At 48.1% G+C, this 15,594-nt stretch carries 13 protein-coding genes and 4 tRNA genes; 9 read left to right on the forward strand and 8 right to left on the reverse strand.

Annotated elements, in window-relative coordinates; all coding sequences use genetic code 11:
• Window positions 1-42: 42 nt before the first annotated feature.
• The 6 genes from Q4488_RS14275 to Q4488_RS14300 all read right to left on the reverse strand — a co-directional run bounded on the left by Q4488_RS14275 (window position 43) and on the right by Q4488_RS14300 (window position 2,332).
• Window positions 43-222 (reverse strand): hypothetical protein, encoded by a 180-nt coding sequence (locus Q4488_RS14275; RefSeq protein WP_303581157.1) that lies wholly within the window; start codon window positions 220-222, stop codon window positions 43-45.
• A gap of 539 nt (window positions 223-761) precedes the next feature.
• Window positions 762-837, reverse strand: a tRNA-Lys gene (locus Q4488_RS14280).
• 49 nt (window positions 838-886) lie between these two features.
• Window positions 887-962 (reverse strand) — tRNA-Lys (locus Q4488_RS14285).
• 4 nt (window positions 963-966) lie between these two features.
• A tRNA-Asn gene (locus Q4488_RS14290) sits at window positions 967-1,042 on the reverse strand.
• Between the two features lie 16 nt (window positions 1,043-1,058).
• Window positions 1,059-1,149: transfer RNA gene (locus Q4488_RS14295), tRNA-Ser, on the reverse strand.
• A gap of 115 nt (window positions 1,150-1,264) precedes the next feature.
• Window positions 1,265-2,332, reverse strand: a complete 1,068-nt coding sequence (locus Q4488_RS14300; RefSeq protein WP_303581158.1) for an AraC family transcriptional regulator — start codon at window positions 2,330-2,332, stop codon at window positions 1,265-1,267.
• 291 nt (window positions 2,333-2,623) lie between these two features.
• Here Q4488_RS14300 and Q4488_RS14305 point away from each other — a divergent pair, with 291 nt between their 5' ends.
• Together Q4488_RS14305 and Q4488_RS14310 are read left to right on the forward strand one after the other, a co-directional pair.
• Complete coding sequence (locus tag Q4488_RS14305) at window positions 2,624-4,438, forward strand: DUF1302 domain-containing protein (protein ID WP_303581159.1); 1,815 nt, start codon at window positions 2,624-2,626, stop codon at window positions 4,436-4,438.
• A gap of 27 nt (window positions 4,439-4,465) precedes the next feature.
• Window positions 4,466-5,818: a DUF1329 domain-containing protein gene (locus Q4488_RS14310; RefSeq protein ID WP_303581160.1), complete on the forward strand. Its 1,353-nt coding sequence runs from the start codon at window positions 4,466-4,468 to the stop codon at window positions 5,816-5,818.
• 122 nt (window positions 5,819-5,940) lie between these two features.
• Here Q4488_RS14310 and Q4488_RS14315 read toward each other — a convergent pair whose 3' ends face one another.
• Entirely contained in the window at window positions 5,941-6,183 is a 243-nt protein-coding gene (locus Q4488_RS14315; RefSeq protein WP_303581161.1) for a hypothetical protein, read from the reverse strand.
• A gap of 170 nt (window positions 6,184-6,353) precedes the next feature.
• Between Q4488_RS14315 and Q4488_RS14320 the strand changes: the two genes are divergently transcribed.
• The 5 genes from Q4488_RS14320 (at window position 6,354) to selD (ending at window position 12,847) form a co-directional block, all read left to right on the forward strand.
• On the forward strand, window positions 6,354-7,100 hold the full coding sequence (locus tag Q4488_RS14320; RefSeq protein ID WP_303581169.1) for a fused MFS/spermidine synthase: 747 nt from the start codon (window positions 6,354-6,356) through the stop codon (window positions 7,098-7,100).
• Between the two features lie 104 nt (window positions 7,101-7,204).
• Window positions 7,205-7,717: an S-ribosylhomocysteine lyase gene (gene luxS / locus Q4488_RS14325; RefSeq protein ID WP_303581162.1), complete on the forward strand. Its 513-nt coding sequence runs from the start codon at window positions 7,205-7,207 to the stop codon at window positions 7,715-7,717.
• A gap of 76 nt (window positions 7,718-7,793) precedes the next feature.
• Window positions 7,794-8,627: a S1 RNA-binding domain-containing protein gene (locus Q4488_RS14330; RefSeq protein ID WP_303581163.1), complete on the forward strand. Its 834-nt coding sequence runs from the start codon at window positions 7,794-7,796 to the stop codon at window positions 8,625-8,627.
• Window positions 8,628-8,732: 105 nt separating this feature from the next.
• Window positions 8,733-9,803: a hypothetical protein gene (locus Q4488_RS14335; protein ID WP_303581164.1), complete on the forward strand. Its 1,071-nt coding sequence runs from the start codon at window positions 8,733-8,735 to the stop codon at window positions 9,801-9,803.
• Between the two features lie 812 nt (window positions 9,804-10,615).
• Window positions 10,616-12,847, forward strand: coding sequence for a selenide, water dikinase SelD (gene selD, locus Q4488_RS14340; RefSeq protein WP_303581165.1), 2,232 nt, complete (start codon window positions 10,616-10,618; stop codon window positions 12,845-12,847).
• A gap of 19 nt (window positions 12,848-12,866) precedes the next feature.
• On the opposite strand, the gene Q4488_RS14345 is transcribed toward selD, so the two are convergent.
• Window positions 12,867-13,589: a PilZ domain-containing protein gene (locus tag Q4488_RS14345; protein ID WP_303581166.1), complete on the reverse strand. Its 723-nt coding sequence runs from the start codon at window positions 13,587-13,589 to the stop codon at window positions 12,867-12,869.
• A 291-nt stretch (window positions 13,590-13,880) separates the two neighbouring features.
• On the opposite strand from Q4488_RS14345, the gene msrB reads away from it, so the two are divergent.
• Window positions 13,881-15,029 carry a peptide-methionine (R)-S-oxide reductase MsrB gene (msrB, locus tag Q4488_RS14350; RefSeq protein ID WP_303581167.1) on the forward strand — a complete coding sequence of 383 codons (1,149 nt, stop codon included), beginning with the start codon at window positions 13,881-13,883 and terminating at the stop codon, window positions 15,027-15,029.
• An 83-nt stretch (window positions 15,030-15,112) separates the two neighbouring features.
• On the forward strand, window positions 15,113-15,475 hold the full coding sequence (locus Q4488_RS14355) for a hypothetical protein (protein ID WP_303581168.1): 363 nt from the start codon (window positions 15,113-15,115) through the stop codon (window positions 15,473-15,475).
• The last annotated feature ends 119 nt before the right edge of the window (window positions 15,476-15,594 follow it).

The raw sequence follows: 15,594 nt of genomic DNA on the forward strand, positions 1-15,594 counted from the left end.
TGTTTCAGCAGCGCTTTTGATACACCTCAACAGCATCGCGAGTTATTCGATACTAACCAACAACTCATGCCCAACCACCTCATCGATTACATCATAAGCGATCCGGTATTCTTTCCCTTCAAACTTAACCACGGCATAGTCGTAGCACATTTTTAAAATGATACAGTTAGCAACACTGTCACCTTTGGCCACACGAATGATATTGCGATTATGAAGCAGCATTTCAAATCCTTTCTGACTACGAGTTGATCATCTGCTATCGATATTACCACCTTCACAGCTGCATAATAAAATTGAGCTTTACGAATAAAGCCGCTATCTGCTGCATCACTGAAGCAACTACCGATAATTTAAGGCATCTGTCATGCGTTTTAGATACCTATAAACGACACTGGCTATTGATGAGTGGTGTTGGAGCCTATAGGCTGACTTACGCCCTACGGGCCGCTGCCGCAAGCGTCAGCGTTGTTTCACTGCGCTCGGCTCGCATCTCGCCATTCACACAAGCGGTTCTCATCCTATCAGTGCCATAAATAACAGGCATAAAAAAACCACTCAAAGGTGGCTATCTATAAGAAGTGCTGGATCGTGTCGTAGGATCTCAGAGGATGACTACGCCCTACGGGCCGCTGCCGCAAGCGTCAGCGTTGTCTCGCTGCGCTCGGCTCGAATCTCGCCATTCACACAAGCGGTTCTCATCCTATCAGTGCCATAAACAGCAGGCATAAAAAAACCACCCAACGGTGGCTATCTATAAGAAGTGGTGGGTCGTATAGGATTCGAACCTATGACCAATTGGTTAAAAGCCAACTGCTCTACCAACTGAGCTAACGACCCACACCGAACTTCTTTTTTACCCCATACCACAATTCTTTAATAAAGAAAGTGGTGGGTCGTATAGGATTCGAACCTATGACCAATTGGTTAAAAGCCAACTGCTCTACCAACTGAGCTAACGACCCGTTGTGGCTCCTCGAGCTGGACTCGAACCAGCGACCAATAGATTAACAGTCTACTGCTCTACCAACTGAGCTATCGAGGAACAACGTTTCTCGCTATGGCGGAGGGGCAGGGATTCGAACCCTGGGAGGGCTATTAACCCTCGCTGGTTTTCAAGACCAGTGCTTTCGACCACTCAGCCACCCCTCCTAAGCGAGGTGGCGTATATTAAAGGATTTCGTGTTTGTGTCAACACTTTGGAATATAAAAAGTTATATTTTTATCAAAAAACGTAGTCATTCTTGCTCGACCCCATCGACCTACGTTAACTCATGCTCAGACGGTATTTCTCACCATAGGTTTCACTACGACGATACTCACCCGGTGTCATGCCGGTCCATTTTTTAAACGAGCGAAAAAAAGCCGAGGGTTCATCAAAACCCATTAAGGCGGCCACATCGTTGATCGATAGCTGCGGCGAATCCATATAATTAATCGCCGCTTTCTTACGACACTCGTCTTTAATTTTTTGATAGGAGCTATTTTCTTCAGCCAAACGACGCCGTAAAGTCGATACAGACATATTCAACTTAAAGGCCACCTCCTCGGCTCCCGGTAGCTCGCGACTGAAATCTTTACCCAACATCGCTTTAACCTGTGAACGCAAGCTTTGATCGTTATCCACCATAACGATTAATTGATAGGGGGCGGTTTGCAGAAACCCTCTTAAGCTTTCATCATTCTGAATAATGGGGTAATCAAGATAGCGAGCCGGAAAAACGATGGCATTATCATGCTGATCAAATTTAACTTCTGATTGAAACAGTGTCTCATAATGATAACTATCCTCCTGCTGAGGAAACGTAAAGTAAGCCGCCTTAAGATCCAATCGAGAGCCAATCAGCCAACTGATAAAGTGATGCCACATCGATAGTCCGGTGCGTACCACGCCGGCCGGTTCATTTTCCAACATGGTACGCACGTCCTCGGCCGGCACAGAACTAACTGGCGCAAACGAAAGCTTGGCATAACGGCCTTTACGTACCAATAGAGGCTTAACCATGGTGCCTCGACAAATTTCATAAAACGCACTACTGCGATAAATCGCTTTTTCGAGCGTTGTACAATGAATAATCGCATGACACATCATTCGAAAGGTGCCATTAGGCACTCGCCCACCGGAGACCATACCAAACGACTCATCTTGCGCTGTCCACATAATTCGCTGATACAGCTGACCGAATTTGACAGCAGAAAATTCCGTTCTTTGCTTTATTTCTGTGGCATCGATACCAACCTCAGCCAACAGCGCATCGAGATTGTAGCCCTGTTTCTCTACCTGAGAGAGTAAATACCGCACATAACCTGTTGGAACTGTGATGGTTTTTTCCATCTTTTATTTCTCTTTTCTACTTCGTTATGCAAATCTTATAAAATTCATACTCTATCGTTTTCAACTTACACCACGAAACGCAGAAAAAACAGCCAAGACATTTTTTGTCAGTAATAATGACAGCTATTGTTATTGAGAGCGAAGGGTCGATTGATAGATGATTTAATCAGCTGCATTTCAGATCACGCCAGCCGCAGGACTCGATACCTGATCAGTCGGCTCGCTCATATCCCAATGATTGGGATAGGCTGAACCAACAAAAATAACAAGCTACCGATAAAGGTGTAACCAATGGCAAAGAGATCGATACTGATGCCTGCTCCAAGGCTAAGCACGCCGATGCGCAATCAACTCGCACAAAGCGTCAGCCTGGCAATTTTGTCAACGACATTGGCCAGTCCGGTGATGGCGGTCGAATTTAACCTTGGCGAGATAGAAGGCCGATTTGACTCCCAACTTTCCGTTGGCTCCAGTTGGCGCTTAAATGACGCCGATGAGCGCTACATATCAACAGCGAATGGCGGCACGAGTACCGGCTCAGGCTCGTATGATGATGCCAACCTCAACTTTGAAAAAGGCCATTCTTTTTCAACCGTGTTCAAGGGTGTCCATGATCTGGAGTTACGTAAAGATAATATTGGCGCGTTTATCCGTGGAAAATACTGGTTCGATACCGAGCTTAATGATGGTAATCGCGCGCATGGTAATACGGCCAATGGTTACTCACAAAATGATCAGCTCAGTGATGATGGCTTTAACGACTATGCCAAATTTTCCGGCGCGGAAGTTCTCGATGCCTATGTGTTTGGCTCCTTTACGGTAAACGAACAACCGCTCGATGTCAGGCTAGGTCGTCAAGTCATCAACTGGGGGGAAAGTACCTTCATTCAAGGCGGTCTAAACTCAATTAACCCCATCGATGTCAGTGCCATTCGTCGTGCTGGGGTCGAGGTTAAAGAAGCTCTTTTGCCATCAAATATGGCATTTGCATCGTTAGGGCTGACGGACAACCTCAGCGTAGAGAGTTTCTATCAGCTTAAATGGGAACCCACCGCTATTGATGGCTGTGGTACTTATTTTTCCAGCAATGACTTCGGTGCAGAAGGCTGTGATGGCATTCGGATCAACTCTGCCTTAATCCCGCCAACGCAACAAGGTGATTCTGCTTACTTCGGTACCGCTGGCGGACTATTTGTCATCAACCGTCATAATGATGGGCGCCGTGAAGCCGATAATGATGGTCAATTTGGTTTGGCATTTAGGTATTATGCCGAAGCCCTAAACAGCACTGAGTTTGGTCTCTACTTGGCTAATTATCATAGTCGATTACCCATCTCGAGTGGCGTCAAGTACACGGCTGGCGGAGTACCTGGCGTATTCACCTCTGAATACTTCATTGAATATCCAGAAGATACACAGATGTTAGGCCTCAGTTTTAACACCACCATTGGTAGCGTCGCCTGGTCTGGAGAAATGACGCATAAAATAGATGCGCCCGTTCAGATCAATGGCCCATTGCTAGTCTCTGCCATCCTATCGGAAGGGCTGGGAGCAAGCAGCGGCAATACGGCAGCAGACAACCTAGTCGCCAGTTCAGCCCCTGGTGAGGATGTTCATGGATACACCCTATTCGATATCACGCAGCTACAAACCAGTTTTTTACAATTTTTTGATAACACCTTAGGCGCTAGCCGTCTAACGCTAATCGGTGAGCTTGGTTGGACGCACATTAACGACTTCGATGAAGACGCTAATGCACTAAAATACGGCCGTCACGGTACCTTTGGCTATACCTCCGGTGACACGGATGGTTTTGTTACGCAAGACTCCTATGGATACGTCGTCCGCGCCAGTCTCAATTATCCGAATGCCTTTTCAGGTATCAATTTATCCCCTCAGATAAGCTTTAAACAGGGTCTTGGAGGCAATGGGCCAGAACCCGGCGCCACCTTTAGGGAAGGTGAAAAAGTCGCCACTGTCAGCCTAACCGCTGATTATCTAAATCAATATCAAGTACAGCTTGGCTATACCAATTTCTTTGGCGGTGACTATAACGCCATCAGTGATCGCGATTTTCTTTCACTCAGTGCTTCGATCTCTTTCTAAGTGTTAAGGAAAACAGGAGAATTTATTATGACGTTTACATCAACGGCTTTGATCCTTAGTTCAGTGATAGGGTTGAGTTTCAGTCTGTCAACCAGCGCCGCAGTGTCCGCGGTTGAAGCGGCTAAACTCGGCACGACATTAACCCCGATGGGAGCTGAAAAAGCCGCTAATGCCGATGGTTCGATTCCTGCTTGGAATGGCGGCTTACCCGCCGGCGGAGAACGCTTTAAAGACCCCTATGCCGGTGAACAACCGCTCATCACGATTACCGCGACCAATGCCGCCGAATATCAGCAGCACTTAACCCCTGGCCAACGGGCGATGTTTGCTAAATATCCCGATAGCTTTCGAATGAATGTCTATCCGACTCATCGGAGTGCGTCACTACCGGCGATTCAGTATGACAATGCTCGCAACAATGCGGTTAACTCAGAATTAACCGATAACGGTAACGGACTCAGTGCGAACACTCTGGAAGGTATTCCCTTCCCTATTCCAAGCAATGGTTTGGAGGTGATTTGGAACCATATGTCTCGTTACCGAGGCGGCGCGCTGGAACGTACCTTTGTACAGGTGCCCGTACATGAAAATGGCAATTTCGTACCGGTTAAAATCACCGAAAAGATGTCTTGGCCAAACTATCTGAAAGAGGGCCGTAGCGATAAGGATGACAATATCCTCTTCTACTTCGTGCAACAAATTAAGGCGCCCGCTCGACTGACCGGTAACGTCTTACTCGTACATGAAGCGCAAAATCAGATCGCCAAACCGCGTCAGGCATGGATCTACAATGCGGGTCAACGGCGAGTACGTCGCGCACCACAGATTGCTTATGATGCCCCGGGGACAGCCTCCGATGGACAGCGAACCTCCGACAATCTCGATCTTTTCAACGGTGCGCCGGATCGCTATCACTGGAAACTGATGGGTAAAGAGGAGATTTACATCCCGTATAACAGCTACAAGCTAGCCGATCGTCAGCTGAAATACACCGATATCTTAAAACAAGGTCATATGAACCCCGATTACGGTCGCTATGAACTGCACCGCGTGTGGAAGGTTGAAGCCACACTGAAAGAAGGCGCTCGTCATATCTACGCCAAACGCGTGTTCTATATCGATGAAGATACCTGGCAAGCGGCGATTGTCGATCATTACGACGGTCGTGGGCAGCTATGGCGTGTGGGTGAAGCGCATCAGTTACAGTATCAAGACGCTCAGGTGCCTTGGTTAACCGCTGAGGCCCTGTATGATCTGCAATCGGGACGCTACTTGGTGGGCAGTCTAACCAATGAAGAGGGCGATGGGTTCGATTTCAATGCTCGCTTCAAGCACAGTGACTTTACCCCTCAAGCGATCCGTCGCATGGGTATCCGTTAACCGTCACGATACTTATACTCAGAAGACCATAAAGGAGCCGATGGCTCCTTTATGCTATCAAAACAGTGATATCGCAACGAGCGTCAGCGCTGCATCATCGATCAGTGGCGGTCTGGTTTTTTCTATCCTAACGGTGGCTGTTCCTGTTGTCTGCTCGCTTGAACCGCCGCAGCGCTCCTTGCGCCCTGTTTCCAAGCAACTAACGCCGCTTTACAAGCACTACAAACACCGACATTTAATTCCCAGTCTACGACAATCCAGGTACATTTGCCCGCATCCGTATCACAACTGTGATGATCATCACAGCCACACCCGATACAATGGGCTAACACCAACTCACTTTGCTCCATGAGTGTATCCCTCATTATTTGTTTTTATCCTTTCTGCGGTGATTAATGGTAGATCAAAAGTCGCCATCGCGCCGTTCAACTATGTAGCTAGGATTAAACTCATTAAGGCTAATACCGATGGACAGCGTCGACTGCCCTCATAGAGGAGGCAGCGAATATTTTTGGAGAATCATTGTTTGAGCACCATGCAGGGTACAGAGATCACTCGTTTAGTTGACGAATATGGTCCTATTTATGTGTATGACGACGGCCCCTATCGCTATATGAGCTTTGGCGAAGGTGGCGAGCAGAGCCGTATTGATCGAAGCCGGCCGGAATATCCTGTTTATCAATATTTACAGGTCATGCTGCTCGGTTTGCTGTATCAACCCGCTCCGCAACACGCGCTGATGCTGGGATTAGGAGGTGGGTCACTGATTCATGCGTTACTCAGCTACTCAGAGGCGCTACAGATCCATGTGGCCGAACTTAGACCACAGGTACTCAATACGGCGGTTAGTCACTTTCAGTTACCGGATACTCATCGACTAACCATCAGTATCAGTGATGCTATGGATTATCTATGTCAAAGCAGCACCACAGCGGATCTAATTTTTACCGATCTGTTCAGCGATGCGGGCATGCAACAGCAACAATTGCAACAAGAGTATCTCGAACAGTGTTACCGTCTGCTTAGCGATCAGGGCGTACTGGTGTTAAATCTGTGGGATGAAGGCCATGGTTATCATCCGCGTGCTAATCAACAACTCTCAAACCTGTTTGGCGATAACTGGCTATGCTGCACCGTTGATAGCGGTAACCTCATCGCCTTTGGTTTCAAGGGCGGTAAACCCGAATCCAATCCTAGAACCCTACTCAATAGCGCCAAGCGGTTGGAAAAACGGCTCGGCTTTCCCGCACGTAAATTATTAAATCGTATTCGGGAAAGGTAATGCGTCAGCGATTGAAAAGAAATCCGTTGCTAAGGGTTAATTTCCCAGCCTAATACTGGGATAATCATCGACTATACTATTTGTTATTTCCGAGAGATTTGCACATGCCTCTGCTAGATAGCTTTACTGTTGATCACACCCGTATGAATGCGCCAGCGGTTCGTGTTGCCAAGAATATGACAACGCCACATGGCGATACCATCACCGTTTTCGATCTCCGTTTCTGCCGTCCCAACGAAGAGATACTCAGCGAGAAAGGCATTCATACGCTTGAGCATCTGTTTGCCGGCTTTATGCGCAATCATCTGAATGCGAAGGATGTAGAAATTATCGATATCTCACCCATGGGCTGTCGTACCGGTTTTTATATGAGCCTAGTCGGAACACCTGAAGAGCAGCGTGTCGCTGATGCTTGGTTAGAATCCATGGACGATGTGCTGCATGTTGAACAGCAAAATCAGATTCCTGAGCTCAACGAATATCAGTGCGGTACCTACCATATGCATTCACTGGAAGAAGCGAAATCGATTGCCGATAACATTCGTCAGCGTGGCGTCGGTGTTAACAGCAATGCTGAGTTGAAGTTAGACCCTGAGTTCCTAGAAACCCATTCTTGATCACATCGATATCTGATTCAGTAACGGAGCACAATACATCCGGCTCCGTTACATCTACCTAGAGGCACACCTCCCCATGGCAATGATCGGCCGATTCAATAATCTGGAAGTGATCAAACAAGTTAAATTTGGCGTTTACCTCGATGGCGAAGAGCTAGGCGAAATTCTGCTGCCTCAGCGTTATGTCCCAGACAATACGCAAGCCGGTGATAGGCTAGAGGTCTTTATCTATCGCGATTCCGATGATTTGCTCATCGCTACAACCGATACGCCTAAAGCCCAGATCGGTGAATTTGCCTGCCTTAAGGTTGTCGATCTCAATCGCACCGGCGCATTCTTCGACTGGGGACTGCCTAAAGATCTCTTAGTGCCCTTTAGTGAACAGAAGAAAACCGTTGAAAAAGATCAAGAGCAGATCGTCTACCTCTATCTCGATCAAGAAACTGATCGCATCGCCGGATCGACCAAACTAAATAAGTTTCTCGATAACTATCCTCATCGCTATGAGCAAGGCCAGCAGGTTGATCTCATCATCGAAGAACACACTCATATCGGCTACAAAGCGATCATCAACGGGCAACACTGGGGCGTCATCTACGACGATGATGTGTTTAAGCCGGTCCGCTATGGTCAGCGAATGAAAGGCTTTATCAAGCTGGTTCGTCCTGATGGCAAGATTAATCTGAGTTTACAGCAACTCGGGTATGGTAAAACCGATGATCTGGGCAAACGTATTTTGCACCTGCTAGACGATCATGATGGGTTTATCGCCGCCAATGACAAAACCTCTCCCGATGAGATCAAACGTTTATTCAGTTGCAGTAAAAAGGCATTCAAACTGTCAATCGGACGTCTTTATAAAGAACGCAAAATTGCCATCGAAGCAAGCGGCATTCGACTTCTGAAGTAATAATTTCGCTTCAATCAAGCCTCAGGGCCCACCCTTAGCGTGCGGCCCCTTCTCATATACAGGAAAACCCTGATAGACTAGTGCCTTTGATCAAGGATTAACACGATGACTCAGGCCCTGATAATTGCCTCCGCTAAAACTGTCGATAACCACGGCTCTTTAGACGATTGCCTAGCGCAGCAAGCAAGCTTAATACAACAAGGTTTGCGTGTAATTGAGCTGATCATTGATCCACTCAGCACCCCTTGGCACAGTCAACTCGCTCACCATCACTATCGCAGCGGCTGTGCGCCCATCGAAGCGCTAGCAGAGGCTCGTTCACTCATTAGCAGTGGTGCGGTGGATGCCGTTGTCATCAGCGGTACCGATAGGCTGCGCAGTGATTATGATCGTCAGGAAAGACTCAATCTCATGGCTGTCTATGGTCAGGATTACCCACTGACAACCGCCTATAACGAATTAGCCGAACAATTTATTCAGCGTCAGCACAGCGATGCAGCACAGTTCCGTGCGTTAGCTGAGCAGCTATTTGAAAACTATCAACGTCGTTATCAGCAACTCAATGCCGATAAGTTATCCCCTGAATCGCTGCCGGATGAACGCTGGTATCAGCCCATTACATCGCTGTTTCGCGGCGTCGATTGTGCCAATCCACTCATCGATTTTAGCGGCCGCTTACTGATCGGCAATTCAGCGGCCGTCAAGGCGCTGCATCTCAAACCAGCAGACACCCTTGAAGTTGCCTCGGTCGGCCTTGGGCTGTTAGCAGACGATGGTCAGCAAGCCATTGCTGACATTGTCAGTTATACCCACCTTAAAAAAGCCTATCAATTAGCCTGTCAGCAAGCAGACATCGATTTTGCGCAACTCTTTCGAGATGGCCACGCTTTATTAGAGGTTTACACCTGCTATCCAGTGGTACCGATGGCCTTCCTGCTCAACAGTGGCCTGATCGATAACTTAGAACAGTTACCCGCATTCCTTAAACAGCATCTCATTACGATCACCGGAGGAATGAATCTAGCCAAAGGCCCGTGGAACAATCCTGCGCTGAATAGTCTGATTGATATGCATCAGCAACTACTGACGAGCACTCGCCACTCGTGCGGTGTAGTCCACGGTAATGGTGGCTTAGGTTATAAACAGGGTGTCGCCATTCTAAAGAAAGTGTGCTAGCGAATACGGCTATAACGCTAGCGGTGACACTCACCCCGATGAGAGTAGCAGACGCTTTAATGCGCTATGCATCAGACAGTCGTCTGACTGACAGCATTATGCTTCGCAGGTCATCAAAATCCCAGCAATCTGTGCATATCCCTGTGAGTAGCCGAGTATAAGTTGTGAATAGATATCCACAACGAGCGATGTCAGCGCCTCTTTTATGCAACAATGATCGGTCAGTCCCCTTATTGCTCATCCTTAAACGATCGTTATCGGCTGTGAGTCGACTGATTTATTAAATTAGGCTCGCATTTTGTCCTGAGCAGCCGGTTATAAACGTCTTAAGAGGCAAATCAGTATAACAATTACCCACACCCCATGTTATCCCCTTATTCTGTGGATATCCTATGGGAAAACCTTTGCATAGCGACTTATAAATCAGCTCAACGCCCATAAAATCGACATCAACAAAACTGGGTTAGTTTATAAACAATAAAAAAGCAAAAACTTATTGATAAGCATTCTCATTTGCATTAAGATCAATCTCGTTCGTTAGGACAGACAGGTTGCTCTCACCTCACCGGCTATCTGTCTTCGGCGGGAAGGCTGATTTGGCCAGCCCTCTCGCCTGCTTTCGAACATTGATAATCCATCAGTGATGCCTCTTTCACCTCGAGCGTTAGTGGCTTACGCTCATCAGAGTGATCGCTGATCATTATCAGGCTCTTGTTAATATTAACCGGGTGCACACACCCGGTATTTTTTTCTTATCTCCGGTCATTTATTCGTTACTATATAGCCAACTTTCAAGACAGGCCGAGTAACTCATGCAACTGGACCCTACCCCCGCGAATAAACACCTGATCTTCATCGGCGGTGGACATGCTCACGCCATCGCGCTACTGATGATGGCGATGAAGAAGCCTGCGGGCGTGCGTATCACCCTCATCTCCGATCTCGTGCAAACCCCTTACTCCGGCATGTTGCCAGGATTGATAGCGGGACATTACAGCGTTGATCAAGCACATATCGATTTAGGCCGCTTTTGTCGCTATGCCGGTATCGACTTTATTGCAGATACCGTAACGAGTATCGATCCTAGCAGTCGTACCGTACAGTGCCTCAACCACCCCGATTTTCATTATGACTTGCTGAGTATCGATACCGGCTCAACCCCGGCACTCAGCGCTATTCCCGGCGCCTCGGAATACACCACGGGGGTGAAACCTGTCAAACAGCTACTGACCTACTGGGACGCGCTTCAAGCGCGAATTATGCAAGGGGATGATAACCAAGAGATCCATATCGGTAGCGTTGGCGGAGGCGCCAGCGCCGTTGAGATATTGCTAGCAATGCAATATAAATTGCAAAAAATGCTGAGCAAACAACAACGTCGTACCAGTCATTTACATTTTCATATTATCTGCGGTCCAAAACAGATTCTGTCGGGTCAAAATAAACGGGTTCAACAGCACTATTTACGCGTATTAAAAACGCGCAATATCGAGCTGCATACCGAGTTTCGCGTTGCTCAAGTCAAACAGGGGCGCGTCATTAATGCCGCTGGCGCAGCGATAGAACTCGATGAAATCATTTGGGCAACCAATGCGCGAGGGGCAGATTGGCCTTCGAAGGCAGGGTTGGAATGCGCCGATAATGGCTGCATCAAGGTGAATGATTATTTACAATCAGTGTCTCACGCCGATATTTTCGCCACCGGCGATATCGCCGAGATGATCAACTTTCCTCGCCCCAAAGCCGGCGTCTTCGCCGTGCGACAGGGTGCGCCATTATTACGCAACCTACTCGCGGCGCTAGCACAACAGCCTCTAACTCGTTATAAACCGCAACAGCGGTTTCTCAGCCTTATCAGTACCGGCGATCGTTATGCGGTCGCCTCCCGTGGTCCCTTCAGTTTCGCCGGAGCCTGGGTATGGCGCTGGAAGAACCATATTGATCAAACATTTATGCGCCGTTTCAGCGCACTAACCGAACTGCCTGATCAGTCTCCCGGCGACACATTCAGCATCGAAAATCCCGATATGCGCTGTGGAGGTTGTGGCGCAAAAGTCGGCCACAGCATTCTTAACCGAGTATTGAAACAACTACCTCAGTCAATCACACCGATTGAGATCGGTCTTAATCGTCCCGATGACGCGGCCGTGATTGATGTACCGAGCGATAAACTACTGGTGCAATCGGTGGATAGTTTTCGTCAATTGGTTAACGATGACTTTCTATTTGGTCAGATTGCCGCTAATCATGCACTCGGCGATATTTTTGCCATGGGCGCAACCCCTCATAGTGCTCAAGCGATCGTCAGTCTGCCCTACGCCAGCGATGACATTATCGAGCAACGCTTGCGTCACCTGTTATTAGGGGCCAGTAAAGTATTTACTGATTGTCATATCGGCCTAATTGGAGGACATACCTCAGAAGGCAGCGAACTGACGCTCGGCTTCACTATCAATGGTTTAGCGGATCGTCAGCAACTGTTGACGAAGCAAGGACTGCAACCGGGGGATCGTTTAATTCTCACCAAACCACTGGGCACAGGCACCCTGTTTGCCAGCGATATGCGCAGTCAGGCTAAGGGAACGTGGATCAGCACGGCACTACAACATATGTTGCAGTCAAATTATAAAGCGAGTCAAATATTGTCAACAGCAGGTGCTCATGCTTGCACCGATGTGACCGGCTTTGGCTTGCTCGGTCATCTCTCAGAGATGCTTGATGGATCTAACTTAGGCGTACGTCTATGGCCCGATAATTTACCCGTTATGGACGGAGCGTTGAGTTGCCTGCGCGCGGGCCTGTTGAGTTCATTGCATGCCCAAAATAGAAAGTTTGCGCCTTTAATTATCAATATGGATGAATACGCGGCGAACTCAAAGGTTGAATTGTTGTTTGATCCACAAACGGCGGGCGGCCTACTCGCAGCGGTCAGTGCGACACAGATCGATCAAGTGCTTGCCGAGCTCCACGCAGCAGGCTATAGCGAAGCGTGTGTGATTGGCTGTGTTGGCAAAGAGCATCACACTCAGGTCGTGCTCGCCTGAGTTGATAACTTAAACCGCCTTAAAAAAATTCGCCGACCGATTCCAGTTTTAACGCCGTGATATAACGTACAATGATCTCACGGTCGGCGCTAAAGGCTAAGCCAACCTGATGCTCGGCAAGCGAAAGCGACATTATTTTGACATGCACATCAACGGGTTTTTCATTGAAGGGCAGCTGTAATTTAAGAATACATTCGCTCTGCTCGCTGCGCGCCTGCTGCAACACGCTAAACCCTTGATCATTTGTCAGTTTGAGTAAACCGCCGCCACTACTGAAGTTAATCATGATACCGCTCAGCAGCTCATCGGCGACGACTAATTCCGCCGTGATGGCACAGGGATAACGCGGTTCTTTACGTAACCAACGCGACTGAATTTTATCGGGGTAGCTGGTCATTAACAGGCGCGCGCCCTGTAAAAAAAGATCGATCACTTCCGTTTCAAACGCATAGATACGACCATTAGAAATCAATCGCATCACCAATTTACGTCTGCTGTTAAACGTATCTCGGTAAGTCAGCTCATCCGTTGCCATACCGCTTTTTACCAACTGAGTCACGGCTGGCAATCGAGTAATGATGACACGGCCATCAATACCGATAAAACGAGAAATATACTTAAAGCCGTCACTTGCGTCATTCACTTGAATAACGCTATCTTGCTCCAGCGAGGGAAACTCATTCAGAATGACATTTTCATGACTATAAGGCATCCAAGCACCGTTAACATTAAGACTGACCATGAGGATGACGTGAATGAAGTACAACCGATGCCCGCGATCGGCAAGCGACTATAGCCTTATCCACACACCCTAGTGAATATAATGACTATAATCCTTCCTTAGCCTCCTTCACAAGAGCCGCTCGTAAGAAGCTCGCCTAACAAACTTGATCTTGATAAACATTGGCTCAAAAAGCCGTGATTAAAGTCATGTTCTAAATGAGTCATGGGGCGCTAATCAGCCACTTTTCAGTTTGGTTTCACACCCTGCGACTATGATTACTCTAGATAGTGATTCATCCGGAGAGACACGATGAAAAAAAACATAGCTATATTACTAACCGCCCTGACCGGTATTACCGTATTGAGTGTGACAGCGGCCCCTGAAAAAATTGCCCGTGCTGATCTGCAACAACAAGGACTCAAAGTGGCTACATTTGCCGGTGGATGCTTCTGGTGTACCGAAGCAGGGTTTGAAAAACTCCCCGGTGTCAGCGAAGCGATTTCAGGCTATACCGGCGGTCAGCAAATCGATCCCACGTATAAAGCGGTGTCATCTGGCGTCACCGGCCACACTGAAGCGGTACAGGTTTACTATAATCCTCAGGTTATTACCTATCAGGGGCTGTTACAGTCACTTTGGCGACAGATGGATCCGACCGATGGCAAGGGCTCATTTGTCGATCGAGGTACTCAATACCGTCCAGCCGTGTTCTATCATAACGAACAGCAGCGACTGCTTGCCGAAAAATCCATGGCCGAACTGGCCGCCTCAGGCCGCTATAGTCAACCACTCGCTACCGAACTGACCAAGCTAACGGTGTTTTATCCGGCGGAAGATTACCATCAAGATTATTACCAACGTAATCCTATTCGCTACAAATACTACCGTTTTAACTCAGGCCGCGACCAGTATCTGGAAAAAACTTGGGGCGAAGCGTTACATCCTGACTTCACTCAGTTTGGCCGTGGCCTACAACAACAGGCAGCCAATCAAGGGGACAACCCTCAGCACCCTTATCGAGATTTCCAGAAACCATCGGCGCAACAACTGCGTAATATGTTGACCGAACTACAATATGAAGTGACTCAAGAAGACGCGACCGAGCGCGCTTTTCAAAATGAGTTCTGGAATGAGAAACGGGCCGGTATCTATGTCGATATTGTCAGTGGCGAGCCGCTATTTTCGTCCCAGGATAAATATAAATCAGGTACCGGTTGGCCCAGCTTCACACGTCCCATCACGCCGACCGCCGTCAGTGAGCACAGCGATACGCAGTTCTTTATGACGCGCACCGAGGTACGTAGCCGCTATGCGGATTCTCACTTAGGCCATGTCTTCGAGGATGGGCCTCAACCAACGGGTCTGCGCTATTGTATTAATTCTGCGGCGCTACGCTTTATTCCTGTGGCACAAATGGCTGACGAGGGGTATCACCAACAACTCAGTCTATTTGAATAACAGCATCGCTCAGCGGCTCTCGCCGCTGAGCCCGTCATGAAAATAGGTTACACTGTTGCTGACACTCGATACAGGAGCAGCCGTTGTCCGCTTTCAACCGTTTTATCATCACCCTCATGCTGACGACGATCGCATCATCCGCGTTAGCCATACAAGTCACCGACCCGCGTTCGGCGGCGGTCTATATTGTTAAGCAGCGCCCACTGATTAACGCTTGCCTAAGTCAAGCTCAGGCGAGTAATACGGTGGCTGATATCTGGACCAACAGTGCCTGTCAGCAGTTATTAAACCATAGCTTACAACTTAAAACGGCTTGGCAATTCATCTTACCCAACGGCAACACAACTGGATTGGCAGAGGTGCCTTCGACCCTGCGTCAAGCCACTGTCGACAGTTATTCCGACTATAAACAGCTGGCCGAAAGAATCGCTCAACTGAGTCATTGAATCGATTTCTCACTTTTCTTTAGCCGAGGCCTTCACATGGGTAGTTAAGGAAGGTGCGAATAAGTCAATTACGCCTCTGGCTTACAGAGAAGCTGGAGATCAAGGCAACCGTTACAGGC

The organism is Amphritea sp. 1_MG-2023 (assembly GCF_030547545.1).
Taxonomy (GTDB): Bacteria; Pseudomonadota; Gammaproteobacteria; order Pseudomonadales; family Balneatricaceae; genus Amphritea.